The organism is Lysinibacillus sp. BS3 (genome assembly GCF_039614735.1).
GTDB lineage: Bacteria > Bacillota > Bacilli > Bacillales_A > Planococcaceae > Lysinibacillus > Lysinibacillus capsici.
This window is the reverse complement of record NZ_CP154860.1, coordinates 3,273,761-3,289,285: the sequence shown is the minus strand read 5'-3', so window position 1 is coordinate 3,289,285 and position 15,525 is coordinate 3,273,761. Positions and strand designations below refer to the sequence as shown.

Annotated in this window: 10 protein-coding genes; 3 read left to right on the top strand and 7 right to left on the bottom strand. The window is 37.1% G+C overall.

Annotated features, from left to right (window positions below; genetic code table 11):
- Positions 1-357: 357 nt before the first annotated feature.
- The 4 genes from AAJG31_RS16210 to AAJG31_RS16195 all read right to left on the bottom strand — a co-directional run bounded on the left by AAJG31_RS16210 (position 358) and on the right by AAJG31_RS16195 (position 3,120).
- Entirely contained in the window at positions 358-900 is a 543-nt protein-coding gene (locus AAJG31_RS16210; protein ID WP_048394950.1) for an NADPH-dependent FMN reductase, read from the bottom strand.
- Between the two features lie 63 nt (positions 901-963).
- Positions 964-1,581 carry a nitroreductase family protein gene (locus AAJG31_RS16205; RefSeq protein ID WP_004224402.1) on the bottom strand — a complete coding sequence of 206 codons (618 nt, stop codon included), beginning with the start codon at positions 1,579-1,581 and terminating at the stop codon, positions 964-966.
- A gap of 70 nt (positions 1,582-1,651) precedes the next feature.
- Entirely contained in the window at positions 1,652-2,635 is a 984-nt protein-coding gene (locus tag AAJG31_RS16200; RefSeq protein ID WP_048394949.1) for a ring-cleaving dioxygenase, read from the bottom strand.
- A 50-nt stretch (positions 2,636-2,685) separates the two neighbouring features.
- The gene (locus AAJG31_RS16195) at positions 2,686-3,120 is read right to left on the bottom strand and encodes a MarR family transcriptional regulator (RefSeq protein WP_004224400.1); all 435 of its coding nucleotides are present in this window, start codon (positions 3,118-3,120) and stop codon (positions 2,686-2,688) included.
- A 152-nt stretch (positions 3,121-3,272) separates the two neighbouring features.
- Here AAJG31_RS16195 and AAJG31_RS16190 point away from each other — a divergent pair, with 152 nt between their 5' ends.
- Entirely contained in the window at positions 3,273-5,267 is a 1,995-nt protein-coding gene (locus AAJG31_RS16190) for a catalase (RefSeq protein ID WP_048394948.1), read from the top strand.
- A gap of 47 nt (positions 5,268-5,314) precedes the next feature.
- Here AAJG31_RS16190 and AAJG31_RS16185 read toward each other — a convergent pair whose 3' ends face one another.
- The 3 genes from AAJG31_RS16185 to AAJG31_RS16175 all read right to left on the bottom strand — a co-directional run bounded on the left by AAJG31_RS16185 (position 5,315) and on the right by AAJG31_RS16175 (position 9,510).
- On the bottom strand, positions 5,315-5,788 hold the full coding sequence (locus tag AAJG31_RS16185; RefSeq protein ID WP_231595732.1) for a YusW family protein: 474 nt from the start codon (positions 5,786-5,788) through the stop codon (positions 5,315-5,317).
- Between the two features lie 96 nt (positions 5,789-5,884).
- A complete protein-coding gene (locus AAJG31_RS16180) occupies positions 5,885-8,092 on the bottom strand; it encodes a YcdB/YcdC domain-containing protein (protein ID WP_279493198.1) in 2,208 nt (735 codons plus the stop codon).
- A 128-nt stretch (positions 8,093-8,220) separates the two neighbouring features.
- On the bottom strand, positions 8,221-9,510 hold the full coding sequence (locus AAJG31_RS16175) for a glycoside hydrolase family 18 protein (RefSeq protein ID WP_269899053.1): 1,290 nt from the start codon (positions 9,508-9,510) through the stop codon (positions 8,221-8,223).
- Positions 9,511-9,997: 487 nt separating this feature from the next.
- On the opposite strand from AAJG31_RS16175, the gene AAJG31_RS16170 reads away from it, so the two are divergent.
- Together AAJG31_RS16170 and AAJG31_RS16165 are read left to right on the top strand one after the other, a co-directional pair.
- Positions 9,998-10,417: a hypothetical protein gene (locus AAJG31_RS16170; RefSeq protein WP_048394944.1), complete on the top strand. Its 420-nt coding sequence runs from the start codon at positions 9,998-10,000 to the stop codon at positions 10,415-10,417.
- 12 nt (positions 10,418-10,429) lie between these two features.
- Positions 10,430-15,520 carry a DUF4132 domain-containing protein gene (locus AAJG31_RS16165; RefSeq protein WP_279493200.1) on the top strand — a complete coding sequence of 1,697 codons (5,091 nt, stop codon included), beginning with the start codon at positions 10,430-10,432 and terminating at the stop codon, positions 15,518-15,520.
- Positions 15,521-15,525 lie beyond the last annotated feature (5 nt).

Genomic DNA, 15,525 nt, shown 5'->3' with positions numbered 1-15,525 from the left:
GAACATTCATTAGAATTTGTATGAAAAAGGCTTGCCGTTTCACAAGAATTACCATCTTAGCAAAGATTTTATGGGTAACTAATCACTTCTCCAAGTGCCTATCATTTCTCTAATGGGCTATTTTATCCGCTACTGCTAATATGAAAAATAATCTCTTGATGTATGGTTGATGGGAGAGGAGCTAGCGTCACAGAGTAGACCCTAGAGCGAACGGAATTGAGGGAAGCGGCATCGGACGCTAGCGGAACCGAAATCAACCATTCGCCTTAACAAAAGAGCTTTTTTTGCTAGTGACATCCTCTTTTTTTCAACAATATAACCCATAAGTATATTGTATACTTATGGGTTATATTTTAATTAAACGTATTTTTTTGCCCAACTTAAGAAATTATCAATAACTACGTCAAGGAATTTCACTGTACCTTCATCAGTTAAATTGCCTTCTTCATCAAATTTAGTGTGAACAGCACCAATATAAACGTCATTACCGCTAAGTAATGGTGAGTTAATGCCTGGAGAGAATAAAATATCACGTAAATGTAATTGTGCTTTTACAGTACCTAAATTCCCCATTGATGCACCCATAATGATAGATGGTTTGCCAATCATTACTTTATCTACACGAGATAGCCAATCAATAGCATTTACCATAACCCCAGGAACTGTACCATTATATTCTGGTGTAACCCAAAGTACAGCGTCTGCAGCTTTTACTTTTGCTTTAAAATCAAGAACTGCTTGTGGAGCCTCATTTTCAATATCTTGATTATACATTGGTAGGTCCTTTAAGCTTAATACTTCAAGATCTAACTTTTCTGTATAACGTTTTTGAATAAATTGAGCTAATTGCATATTATAAGATTCTTTACGGATACTACCTACGATTGCTACTACTTTCATGATGTTTCCTCCTAAATGTACATTATTCATAGTATTTGTATAGCTATTGTATTTTATACCATTTCAATAATAAATGGCAAATTCTTCAACTGGCTTGCGATACCCACGTAATCGACGACTGCTTTCTTTTTCTTTTCCAATAGTAATCATTAAGGCTATTTCATGTGTTTCTGGCACATTGAAAAGCTCACGCATTTTCTGATTATCAAAGCCAATCATTGGGCAAGTGTCCCAACCACGATTTTTCGCAGCTAGCATGAATAACATTGCAGACAGAGAAGCATTACGAATGGCTTCATCTTTCATGAATCCTTCACCGCGATCCTCATAAAATCTTGTATTCTCTGCTACAATATCCTCTAGTTCACCCGCTGTAATTATGCCTAAATCCACCATGCCCTGACTTAACTCAGCAGTATTTTTATATGCTTCCTTGTCACCTAGTACAAGAATTACACCTGAAGCTGAATGTACTTTATATTGACCATATGCTGCCTCTCTCACCTTTTCTTTCATATCCTCATCCAGCACAACAATATAATTAGCATGCTGTAAGTTAAATGCTGAAGGGGCAAGCTTAACATCCTCCAAAATAGGGCGTATATCTTCTTCAGTCATTTTAACGTCCTTGATAAAATTATTAGCAGAGCGACGCTTATCAATCAGCTTGGAAAATTCCATTTTTTTATCCCCCAATACAGTTATGTATACATCCAGTGGGGCTTTGCTTTCCCAACTGGATGAAATTGTGTTACTCATATTCTTTATCGAACATAATGGAACTTCTTACAGTGTCAATCGGACGAACAAGACTTTCAATCTGTTCACGTTTTGGTTCTAAAAATGGTGGTAATGACAGTTTTTCTCCTAATGTTTCATATGGTTCATCGCCCATAAATCCTGGACCATCTGTAGCCAATTCAAATAAAATCTGCGGAGCTACTCGTGCATACAATGATTCAAAGAAATGACGATTTACATAGCCAGAAGTGTGGAAACCAAAACTTTCGAAACGTGCAGTCCATTCATCTAATACCGAACGATCCTCTACACGAAAGGCAGCATGGTGAACAGTACCAAAACCTTGACGAGCAACGGGTAACACTGTGTTGTGCTCGACAATAATCTGGGCGCCATTTCCTCCCTCGCCTACTTCAAATAAATGGAAGTCCCCTTCATCTGCAATCTCTGTAAAAAGCATTACCTTTTCTAAAACATCCTTAAAGTATTTAAAATTAGCGACACGGACAAAAACTGGTCCTAAACCTGTAATGGCATACTCAAGTGGGATGGGGCCATTCTGCCAAGGCGTACCTGCCGCCACACCTGTATTGTGCTCATCAGAAATTAACTGATAGTGCTGATCATCAAAATCTACGAAAGATAGTGTTTTTTTACCAAACTGTTCTTTCATACCTGTATGCTTCACATTTAAACGGTCAAAGCGCTTTATCCAATAATCTAAAGCAGCATCCGTTGGTACACGGAAAGAAGTCTTTGAAATTTCATTTGTACCATGTACACCTTTTGGGATATTAGGGAAATCAAAGAACGTCATATCTGTACCCGCACTACCCTTATCATCTGCAAAGAATAAATGGTATGTTTGAATGTCATCCTGATTCACTGTTTTCTTTATTAAGCGCATTCCTAAAACATAGGTAAAGAATTTATAATTTTCTTCAGCACTACTTGTGATAGCCGTTACATGGTGTACACCTTTTAAATGATTCATAGTATGCTCCTCCTATATATCTCGATATCGAGATATATATTTAAATTTTTTTATTGGTTAGTGGCGTTCTTGCCAACTTTTTTAAGTGATAAAATCATGTTGTCCAGCTCCTGGGCTTCCAATACTTCAAATATCTCATTTATTTTCTGTTCATGCTTAGGGAATATTTCTTCCATCAAAACCTGTCCCTCAAGCGTTAGTAATACGTACGTAACACGACGATCTCTTGGACATGCCTTACGGTACACATAGCCCTTTTGCTCGAGCTTATCAATCACATAAGTAATACTACTGCTTGCAATTAATATTTTTTTACCAATCATTTGAACTGGTTGTTCTCCATGGTGATACAAAAATTCAAGAACCGAAAATTCAGTTTGATTTAAATCGAATTGAAGTAAATCTCTTCTAGTTGCATCTTGAATCGTTTGATATGCTCGGAACAAGACCGTAAATGCTTTTAAGTTACGATTGTTTTGCTTCATACGACTCCCTCTTTTTACTTCGAATTTAATTATCTCTAATTCGAGATAATAATAACATATACATTTTTAAACAGCAAACAATTTGTTTCTTTATGTTTGTCATCTTTTCGTTCGGGTAGAAGGTAGTTGTAACTTATAAAGGAGGATTCTAAATGAAAAAAGATGTCAATCAAAAACAACAACAGCTAGAAGCATTCCGAGTAAGTGATAAAGATCAACCTCTCACAACCAATCAAGGATTAAAAATATCGGAAGATGAACATTCACTAAAAGCAGGTGAGCGAGGACCCACTTTACTAGAGGATTTTCATTTCCGTGAAAAAATGACTCACTTTGACCATGAACGAATTCCTGAACGAGTAGTACACGCACGTGGCTCAGCCGCTCATGGAATTTTTGAAACTTATGAATGCGCAAGTGATATTACAAAGGCTCAATTTTTAAATGGAAAAGGCACTAAAACCCCTGTTTTTGTCCGCTTCTCTACCGTTGCCGGGTCTAAAGGCTCTGCAGATACTGTTCGTGATGCACGCGGCTTTGCTACTAAGTTTTATACACAAGAGGGCAATTATGATTTAGTTGGAAATAACATACCAGTATTTTTTATTCAAGATGCTATTAAATTCCCCGATTTTGTACACGCTGTAAAGCCCGAACCAAATAACGAAATACCACAAGCACAAAGTGCCCATGATACTTTTTGGGATTTCATTGCAAATAATCAGGAGTCTGCTCATATGGTTATGTGGCATATGTCAGATAGATCGATTCCACGAAGCTATCGAATGATGGAGGGCTTCGGAGTTAATACTTATCGCTTTATCAATGCCGAAGGAAAAGCCCACTTTGTTAAATTTCATTGGAAACCCGTACTTGGGGTAAAATCATTAGTATGGGATGAAGCACAAATTATTGCTGGAAAAGATCCCGATTTTCACCGCAGAGATTTATGGGAATCCATTGAACGTGGGTATTTCCCAGAGTGGGAGCTTGGTGTGCAACTTATTCCCGTTGAAGATGAATTCAAATTTAGCTTCGATATTCTTGATGCCACGAAAATATGGCCTGAAGAAGAAATTCCAGTACGCATTCTTGGGAAAATGACCTTGAATAAAAATGTGGATAATTTTTTTGCAGAAACGGAACAAGCCGCATTCCATGTCGGGCATGTTGTGCCTGGCATTGATTTTTCAAATGATCCTTTATTACAAGGTCGTTTATTCTCCTACACCGATACACAGTTAATACGACTGGGAGGACCTAATTTCCATGAGCTTCCTATTAATAAACCAATTTGTCCATTTCATAATAACCAACGAGATGGCTATGGCCGACAAACCATTAATGTGGGACAAGTTAGCTACCATAAAAATTCCTTAGCCAATAATACACCACATCCTGTTTCTGAAGCAGATGGTGGATATAAGCATTATGAAGAAAAAGTTGAAGGGCATAAAGTACGTGCACGTAGTGAGAGCTTCAAAGACCATTTTTCTCAAGCAAGATTATTCTGGCTTAGTATGACAGATATTGAGAAAAAGCATATTATCGATGCCTTTAGCTTTGAACTTGGCAAAGTAAAAAATAAAGCGATTCGAAAACAAGTTGTAGACATGTATGCTCATGTCAGTTACTCACTTGCTTCAGCTATCGCTGAGCGTATTGGTATAGTTCCACCTGTAGAAGTGGAAGTACCACATATTCAACAAACTTCTCCTGCTGTTAGCCAAGTAATCAATGCAAAGGAAAGTGTCAAATCTAATAAAGTAGCTGTAATTGTTACAGAAAATAGTAGTGAAAAATTAAATGAACTTATTGCTACATTTTTAAGTGAAGATATCGTAGTTGAACTAGTAAGTAATAAACAAGGCATAGTAAGCGGTTATGAAATTCACGAAACATTTGCTACTACCTCCTCAGTTCTTTATGATGGGGTTTATGTTACAGGAGCCTTTCAGAATTCCTATGAACAAGCAAAAGCAGAACAGTTTATTGAACAAGCCTATCAGCACTGTAAAACAATAGGTTATACGGAAAATGTTTTATTTTTACAGCATATAGCCAATAAACATGGGGTTGCAACCGATCCAAAATCTTTTGTTCATGCCCTTGCTAAACATCGACATTGGGTACGAGAATGTAAATGAATGTAAAGCCAGCTAACTGATTAAATCAGCTAGCTGGCTTGTTTTTATTATTTAATTCGTTTAAATTCCTTTTCATTGCCGTCTACAAATTCGACATCCACTTCAATGGATTGATAGTTATCTTCAATATTGAATACTTTGATTACTTGATCAATCACTTCATCATTAGATGTTGTAGAATCAAAATTCAACTGCTTAAATAACGGCTCTAATTTAGTATAAGCTTCATCGCCCTGCAGTTTTTCATTTTTTCGATCATCTTCTAATTTTGCTTCTATTCCTGTTTTTTTATCCTCATATTCTACCTCATAAGACTCCGTTGCAGAGTAATCAACATCTAAAGAAAACTCTAAAAAATTAAATGTCACTTGGTCAGTTGGCGTCTCACCCGTCTGTTGAGTAGCATTCTGATCTGCTGGAGCATTTGCAGGCACATCTTTTACCTCATCCTTATTACAGCCGTAAAGAATAACAGTCATTAAAGAAATCACTAAAATAAATTTCAATTTCAATTTATTCACTCCTTTCTTTACATATTATTTCCCCATTCTTCTACAAACTAACCTAAAAAGGGCATCTCCTACAAATAAGGAGATACCCTTTTCATGGAATGCGACTTAATAATAGAAGTTACGATCCACTTTATTTTCTTGAATAGCTTTTGCTAAACGAACTGTTGACACAGCCAAATCGGCATATGACACACTCTTGGTAGCATTAAAGTTATTTTGCTGTGTATCAATCAGCCCCATCCCATTTGCTATTGCTATATAGCCTGTATACGCTGGATCAATAGAAGCTGCATCCGCAAAGTTTAATTTGTAAATATCCTTATACTTTGCAACATTCTCCAATTGCATTGCTTTAACAGCCCATACTGCTAGCTCTTGACGAGTCAATGTTTCATCCAAAGCGAATTGGTTTGCTGGCTGTAAAATTCCCATTCTTACAGCTTGTTCAACCACTCCATATAATGGATGGTTTTTATCGATATTGCTGAAGGTTTGCTTTTCACCATCGCCACTACCAAAATGGCCATATGTTAAAGATTTTAGTAGAATCTTTAATGCTTCTCCCTTTGTCACAGCAGCATCAGCATTAAAGTTTGCTATATCTTTTATCTCTAATACATTTTGATGTAGAAGATAATTTAATTCATTGGCTGCTGTTGGGTGTGAAATAGATTGCTTTTCTTTTGAGCCATCTACCTCATACAACCATTCACCAGTAATTGCATCAATTTGATTAACTAAGCTACCGTTGTAAGTTGGAGCATAGACTAGATCATAATGTTGTTTACCTTCAGTATCCTGCTTTACATATTGTAGTTGTAATGTAAGGGCCTTACTATATGCTTCTTTTGCTTTATCAGCAGAGATTACTTGACTAAGAGAAGGCCAGTTATTAATCTTTTGTTTATTAACATTCAATGAACGTAATGATCCATCAGAGCCAATACCTACGTTTATTTCATCTCCAACAACCGCAATTCCGTTTACGATGCGTGGGAAGGAGAAGTAATAATCTTTACTATAATCATCATGTACAGGATCATCAATTGGCATCGAATACTCATGTAAATAGGATGGAGCCCATTGCTTTAAGTATTCAACAGCCTTTGCTAATGCCGCATCCTTAGAGAGGGTAGTTGTTTTGTCAGTGTTGATAAAATCTCTCATAATATCGTGATACTGTACGATATCGCCTGTTGCCTTATTAATTTCTAAAGAGGTACCAGACCCGCCATTATTGTACATATACATGTAATTTACTGTATAAACCGTTTCACCATTGTCATTTTCTCTTTCGTCAACCATATCAATAGTGAGCTTTGCCTTGTCTTCATCAACTTTTAATAAATTTTTAGCGAATTCCTCAACTTCTGCTACTGTCATACCGCTTTTTCTTGGTGGTAATTGCTGTGAGGATATTTTCTCAGCCCTTTTCGTCTTAGGAACTTGTGTAGAGAAGCCATTCGTTGTTTGCCATTGACCCGTTAATGCATGTACACCATTAAATCCTGTTGCTGGCATATAGACAAGCTTCACATTACGTTGATCGCTAAAATAGTCAACGTAATAACGAAGTTCAACTGCTAAGTTATCACGTACTTGTGCAACAATTTCTTCCTCATTTTTTTTCTGGCTTGAGCTATCAAAGGTTGCTTTACCAATTGATTCTGTATTTTTATACATTCCTGTTATTTGACCATTAGCAAGAACATCTATAGTGATACTTTGATCGCCAATAAGCACTCCATTATAGGTTGGTGAATAAACAAATGAGTAGGTAATAGGTTGTGATAATGGACGATTAATGTCATTGTAATAACCGAAGCCATCTTCACGGAGTTTATAGTTCTCTATTTTCGCAAATTTTCTTAGGAAGTCATCTGCAATTTTTTTTGCTTCAGTCTCTGAATATTTTGCGGGATATACTGCTTCAGCGATATTAGCTGGCTGATAATAGAAATGTTCTAACTCTAAATCTTCACCTTTAAATGTAAAACCACCATATACATCTTTACCATTTACCGTTTTATGGAAGTTCAAATCATAACGGACCGTTGTATCATCTCTAAAGAAATGACCGCCTCCAGAATTAAACTCATTATCAGCTACAAATTTGAACTCTTCAGGGAATAGTGCACGTAATTTGTTAATTAGCATACCTTTTGTCACTTTCGTCTCTGAGGCAGCCAACTGTATTGCAATACGCTCTGAAGGTTCTTTCACATTTGCAGAAGCTTGTGAAACGGGTGCTAGAATACCAACAGAAAATGCAGTAGTTGTTAAAATAATACCTAACTTTTTAAATTTACCCAAAATATACCTCCTAAAATACTATTTACCATAATTATAATATATTTACCCATAATTAGAAATGAATTTTACAGATAATTTCCTCTTCGAAGAAAATACATTGGGCAATCCGTCCTTTTTTCTTCATTTTCTCATTTCTTTACCACATCAAAATTGGCACCAATTAACACCCAGTTCTGAGGGAATGGTAGTCCTAATTTCCAATAACCAATACCACGAAGGTTATATTGTTTAATGAGATTGAATTTAGCTTGAATAGATCTAGCATCTTCAAACCATACCATATGCGCCCTACCTTGCTCATCATAGTATTCAAAAAATGGTGCTTGGGCTCTCCAATCATACTGAATTGCTGCATTATAACGTTTAGCAATTTCAATGGCTCGCTGTGGACTAAGCGCTTCTGCATACGGTCCCCCCTGAACAAAAGGTAACGTCCAATCGTAGCCATATAAATTTTGCCCTAACATAATTTTGCTTGCAGGTATTTCACTCACCGCATATTTTACAACTGCTTCTACCTCTGGGAGAGGTGAAACGGCCATTGGTGGGCCAGCTGAATATCCCCATTCATAAGTCATGAGTAAAACAAAGTCCACGATTTCCCCATGTGCTCTATAATCATGTGCCGCTGTCCATGGTCCTCGTTCACTATCACTTGTTTTAGGAGCTAATGCTGTAGACACTGTATATCCTTGAGCGTGAAATTTTTCTACAGCTCTTCTTAAAAAATTGTTATAGGCTTGTCGTTGATCTGCTGGCAAATTTTCGAAGTCAAAGTGGATATCTTTAACATCCCCAAGTCGCTTTGCTTCTGCAAGAATATTATCAAATAATAAATCTTGAACAGCTGTACTTTGAAAAATATCTCTCGCTAATTCACCACTAAAACTAAAATTCTCCAAATTAGAAATAACCATTGCCATTGATGCTCCCGTATCATTTGCAATTTGTGTCACACCTTGGCTTGGTGGCTTCTGTAAAGTACCATCACGCCTAGCCTCATAGCTAAATAAAGCTAAATATGTTAAATTAGGACCCGCTTCCCTCGCTTGATTCAAGAGTGCTTCACTAACTGATGTTCCTCTCGGCTCTAAATAGGCTAATGTTTCTGCCCTTGTTTTTGGTGGCTGTGGGATATATAATCTCGTTCCAACTGCTAATGGTTGATTTGGATTAATGCCATTTACTTGTGCAAGTGTTACATAATTAATACCGAAACGTTGGCCAATTGACCATAGGCTATCACCTGGCTGTACATAATAAAAGCTTCCGACAATCGGGATTACAAGAGCTTGCCCCACAACTAAACGATTTGGCTCTGGAATTTGATTGGCATCTATAATGCTCTGAACCGTAGCCCCATACGCCTGTGCAATTCCCCATAAAGACTCGCCAGCCCGTACAACGTGTATTTGAATGATTTTGCCTCCTTCTAGCTTTATAAAATCATACCTATAAAGCTTATGAAATCAGAGATGAAAAGATGTCTCTTAACAACTCCACAAAAGTACACCACTATTTATAGCAAATAAATAGTAGGCTGTATTATGTCACCTATTTAATACTAATGAGAATAATCTTCGTTTACGAGATTTCATGAAAGAATGTTCTTTTAAATACGTATGTCTAAAAAGTTACCTGAGTAATATATTCTGCTTCTTCACCGTTATTAGAATAAAAAAACGCAAAATGATACTTATCTTGATAACAATAATCGTACAAATGTTCTATTTTCCGCATAATCTTCAGTAAATTTTTACCCACTTTCTACCCTACAAATCAGTTGTAGCAGGCTACTTTTGATAACACTTTTCCCAAATTTTTTTACGCAACTAGCGTCGTATGCCTTATTCTTTTCCCTGTTCTCACTCTTGTATAATGAAATTATTGTAAGGAGGTGTTAGATTGCGTTTATTTTACCAGCAAAAAGTAATCGGTAAGAAGTCTCGTAAACTTGAAAAAATTTCATTTTCAATTGAAGAGCCTGTCATAACGTTACAAGATTTACTTGTTCAGCTTGTTACACAGCAGGTTCAACAATTTAATGAGAAAATGGTAGATACACCACTTCATGTTTATTTATCGGATCAGCAACTAGAAGAAGCTGCTCAATATGGCAAAGTACATTTTGGAGAAAAGAAAAAGGATACTGTACAGTCAGTGGATCAAGCTATTTCCACAATGCTTCAAGCCTTTCAGGACGAGCTGTTTTTAGTCCTTCATAATGAAGAATCTTTAGATTCTCTTTCTACACCATTAAACATACAGGAAGACGATGTCTTTACATTTATTAAACTTACTATGCTTGCAGGACGAATTTGGTAAGGAGGGATTTATATGACACTTTCACATGAACAAAAAATACATTTTCAAAGTATAGTTGATTCTGCACCTATAGCAATACAGCCTTTAGCAGCTGCATTGTTAAAATACATGGACAATAGAGATTATGACATTGAAACGCTTATAGCTGCTCAGCAATATTCCTCACTTGAAGAACTATTTAGTGGACCATTATTTGAAGTGCTTACCATGTTTTCTTCACAAGAACGTGCACTTAAGATCAAGAAACTAGCATTACGCTTTGATGCTACAATGTTCCAAAGAGGTGTTTTACGTCGATCTTTTCGTTCTTCTCAACCAGTGCAAGACCATCTGTTTCAATGTTTACAGTTAATAGAAGAAATGCTGACATTTGAGGAAATTACTTTGCAGGAGTTGTTAACGAATCATCGTCAATATGAGCATGGAACCTATCCAAACTATAGCTCCTATGTCTTAAAGAATGAAAATACAAAAGTAATGGGTTTTAATGTCTTTGAGCAGTTGCTTGCTGAAGAACTATCATTAGAAAACCCGTCAATTGAAGAAGCAGTAGAAGGTATTTTATTTGATGAACATCAAAGTAGCTTTTTCGGCCATCCATTCATTCGAGGTATTTTTAAATCAAGTAATCATCGGATGCATGATGCACTTGGCAAACTCTTATTAGCAGCTGCACGACAAGAAGGTTTACGACAGGCAATAGTAGAAAATATTGACCATGGCAATCTTGATGCACAACTCAACATGATGAAGCTTATTCAGGAACATCGCCTAACACGCTTCTCCTCTGTAATTCGAGCAGTCGATACTTGGATGGGACTTGGCTATAATAGTTTCGAAAATCAAAAAATAACAGAGGAAGTTCTTGCATTAGCCATCCAAGCAATCGAAGAAGACAGCTTTGTTGAGCAATTGTTAAAAAGTGAACGTACAATTGATATTTATGTTGTATTATGGGCTACTGCTACAAAGGACTATACGAAGTTAAATGACCTTGTAACAATACTCTTAAAGCGTGACAAGCATATCCAACTTACAACGCTTGCCTTTTTGAAAAACTTATCGAAAATTTCCTTCACTGCGCCATTTGTAAAGGATTTAATCTTATCAACAAAAGATATCGAGTTGTTTGCCTTTGCATGGGGCAATTTTCTTTATGCTAATCACCATATTAATAGTGAGTATGCAAGAGACAATGAATGGGCGCAAATCCTTCAAACCTTCATGCAAGAAAACACACAGTTACAAGGGATTGAATACCTTTTATTTGAACAGCTTGAGTGGGCAAAAAATGAAATTACGAAAGATGGACTTAACATTACAGGTAAACCTCTATCCTTTGTCCATGTCCATTTGTCATTAGAAGATTTAATTTCAACACAAATTATTTTAGCCCATCATGTACAAGACGAGGCATTATTCCAACGAATTATTGAGCATGCAGATTCTTACTCACCATCTAGCAGAATCGGCCTACTGAATATTTATTGTCTTGACCCTGTCACAGAAGGTCAACGTGAATTTTTATTTAATTCATTACGGGATCGCAGTTCCATCAATCGTTCTCTTGCGTTAAAGAAAATACATGCTCTAACACCAACAGAAGAAGAAATAGCAAAAATTGAAGATCTTTTAGCTAATAAATCAGGTGCACTTCGTAAAGAGGCTATTTCACTCTTAAAAGTTCAGGCACAGAATAATCTGTTACAAAGTGCTGAAAGGCTGATAAAAGATAGTAAGCAGTTAAAGAGACTTGGAGGGCTTGAATTACTACTAGTAGCCTCTAAGCAATACAACTTAGCAAGCGAGCAAATTACAGCTTTATGCTCCTTATTACCAAAAGTAACTAAAAACGAGCAAGTTTTGTTAGAGCAATTAATTACAAGGGATGTCCCTGAGTATAACGAGAGTAATGGCTTTGGCTTGTATACACCACATCCCCCTATTCAATATGGCTGTATTTCGGATGGAGCCATTCAAATGAATGGTGTAGAGCCTTGGCAACAGCTTGCTCCACTTTATGTACAGGCACCTACACCTTTTGAAAAATTCTTTCAATATGATGTTGATAAGTTATTATCTAAGCTTGAACAGCTTATTCAGGTTTTAGATCAACATGCTGAACTAGAATATGAAACATACCAATGGAATGACACTCCCATTAGCACTACATTAGGACAAAGATATAGTGTAATGGCAACTAAATCGGATAATCAACGACATGCTAGTCTTGATGCTTATCCTATCCCCGAAGAAATTGTTCAATGGATGAAGACAGCATTATTTAGTAATGAGGACTTAGCCTATTTTAATTTTTACCATAATCTATCAGAATACCCTGCTGCTCATGATCTTTCCGAAGCAGCTCATACACTAATCAAACCGTTCTTCCAATACAAAGATTTAAAAGTACGTGTTGCGCAATTTAATTCCTTGAAATATGACGATACAATTCAACAGATTTTCTCAGTGCTATCCCAAGACATCGACAAAATCTCAGGTGATACAGTGCTGCATCAGGAAGCACTTTCATTACTCGAAAAGCATGCACCCGAATTTAATCGCTTCGAACAGGCAGTAGGCATAATGTTACAGATATTCAAACAAATCCCTGCTGATCAGTGGCAACTTGATGTTCGAGAGAAGGGTTATTATTACTATCGTTCCACTTCTACTATTATCGATTTAGATGTCGTTGAGTCATTCGTTGATCGATGCTGGTCTGATTACTCAACCTATGGTGAATATGTCAAAATGCTAGCTGTTAATGAAGAGCTAACAAAGCGTATGAAAAATGCAAGCTATAGCCCAAACGTCTACAATTTATCTTTGTTCCAATATTTAGACGCCATGAAAGTTGGTTTATTTACGCAAGATCACTTATTTGAAGCCATATTTACCAACACGCTCGCTTCAGAAATATTTAATGAGCCAACTAAGTTACAAGAACGCTATCAACAATCGTTTGAAGATTTAACAGATTTCTTTGCTATTCGTGAACAAGCGATTGATCGTATTTTAGCCATAGAGCTAAAACGTGGTGATACGCCTACTGCTGTAACAAAGCTTGCTAGTAGCATTTCTTATTTTGAGGGTATTGATTATTTCTTACAGATTCTACAGGCACTTGACGGAGAAAAGCTTGCGAGAGGATATATTTGGCAGGCAGAAACGAAAAAGGATGTATTCTCCCGATTGCTAACTAACTGTTACCCCAAAAAAGAAGAAACAGCGCAGCAATTAAAAGAAGCTTGGCAGAAAACAGACATTTCTAAAGAACGATTAATTGAAGCAATGATGTATAACCAGCATTGGATAGACCTTGTAAGTGAAGTGATTGGCTGGGATGGACTAAAAGAATCAGCCTGGTATTTTATTGCTCACACCACAGATTCTTTATCCGACTTTGCCAAAGATCAGATTGCCCTTTTCTCTAGCATCACTGCTGAGGATTTCCGTGATGGTGCATTCGATTTAGCTTGGTTCCAAAGCGCCTATCAAACACTTGGAGCTAAGAAATTCAAACTTGTTTATGATGCTGCAAAATATGCTTCTGAAGGAGCCAACCATCGTCGGGCACAGCTTTATGCCGATACAGCCATCGGTAAACTCAGTCCAAAAACGTTAATGCAAGAAATTCAAGATAAACGCAATAAAGATAAACTGCGCGCACTTGGTCTTATCCCTTTCATAAAATCAGATGACAAAGACGCCCTGACACGCTATCAATTTATTCAACAGTTTTTGAAGGAAAGTAAGCAATTTGGTGCTCAACGCCGCGCAAGTGAGGCTCGAGCAGCAAGTATCGCTCTAGAAAATTTAGCGCGCAATGCAGGGGATGGAGAAGCCACTCGCTTCACATGGCGTATGGAGTTATCTGCCTTTAACGATATGAAGCATTTATTTAAAGCACAACAAATCGAGCAAATTACAGCCCATCTACAAATAGAGGATGATGCCTCTGTAGCTATTATTGTTGAAAAGGATGGTAAACGTCTAAAGAACGTTCCTGCTGCATTAAAAAAGCATGCTGATATTGTAACCTTGCAGGAAGCCCGAAAAGACTTACAAGAACAATATAAACGAGCACGCCCAGCGCTTGAGCAAGCAATGGAATTAGAAACAGTATTTTCGGTCGAGGAGCTCATTCATTTATTAGCTCATCCGATTCTAGCTCCGCTGTTACAAAAACTACTATTTATTAGCGATAATTACGTTGGAATGCTGACATCAGAAGGTTTACAGCTTTTATCGGCTGACATTGTGAACCTTGCTCCTACGTCCTCTATAAAGATTGCTCATCCTTACCATCTTCTAGAGAGCGGTCAATGGAGACAGTGGCAATCCTATATGTTCGAGCACAACATTAAACAGCCATTTAAGCAAGTGTTCCGTGAGTTATATCTCATCAATGCTGATGAAAAAGCACAGAAACATTCATTGCGCTATGCAGGGCATCAAGTAAATCCTTCACAAACAGTAGCCCTGTTGAAAACACGTGGCTGGCAAATCAGCTATGAAACAGGACCACGTAAAGTATATTATAAGGAAAATATTGTGGCATCCTTGTATGCACAGGCAGATTGGTTTACGCCAGCAGAAATTGAAGCACCTGCAATCGAAGGTGTTTACTTCTATGATCGACTAACAGGCAAAGATATCGTTTTAGATGATATTCCAGCTGCGATATTCTCTGAGGTTATGCGAGATATTGATCTTGTTGTCAGCGTAGCTCATGTTGGTGGTGTAGACCCTGAGGCAAGTCATTCTACTGTTGAAATGCGCAGTATTATCGTAGAAGAATTGGCTAAATTATTGAAGCTAAACAATGTGGAAGTGAAAAAGCAACATGCCCTCATAGAAGGTAAGCTAGCAAGTTACTCCTTACATTTAGGAAGTGGTGTGGTGCATCAAATAGGCGGTTCCATGATCCCAATTATTGCTGTCCCATCTCAGCATCGTGGACGAATTTTCTTACCGATGGTGGATGATGATCCACGGACGGCTGAGATCATGACCAAGCTCTTATTACTATGTGAAGATACAAAAATTAAAGATCCAGCTATATTAACTCATATTCGAAGCTATGAGCAAATGCACTAACGTAC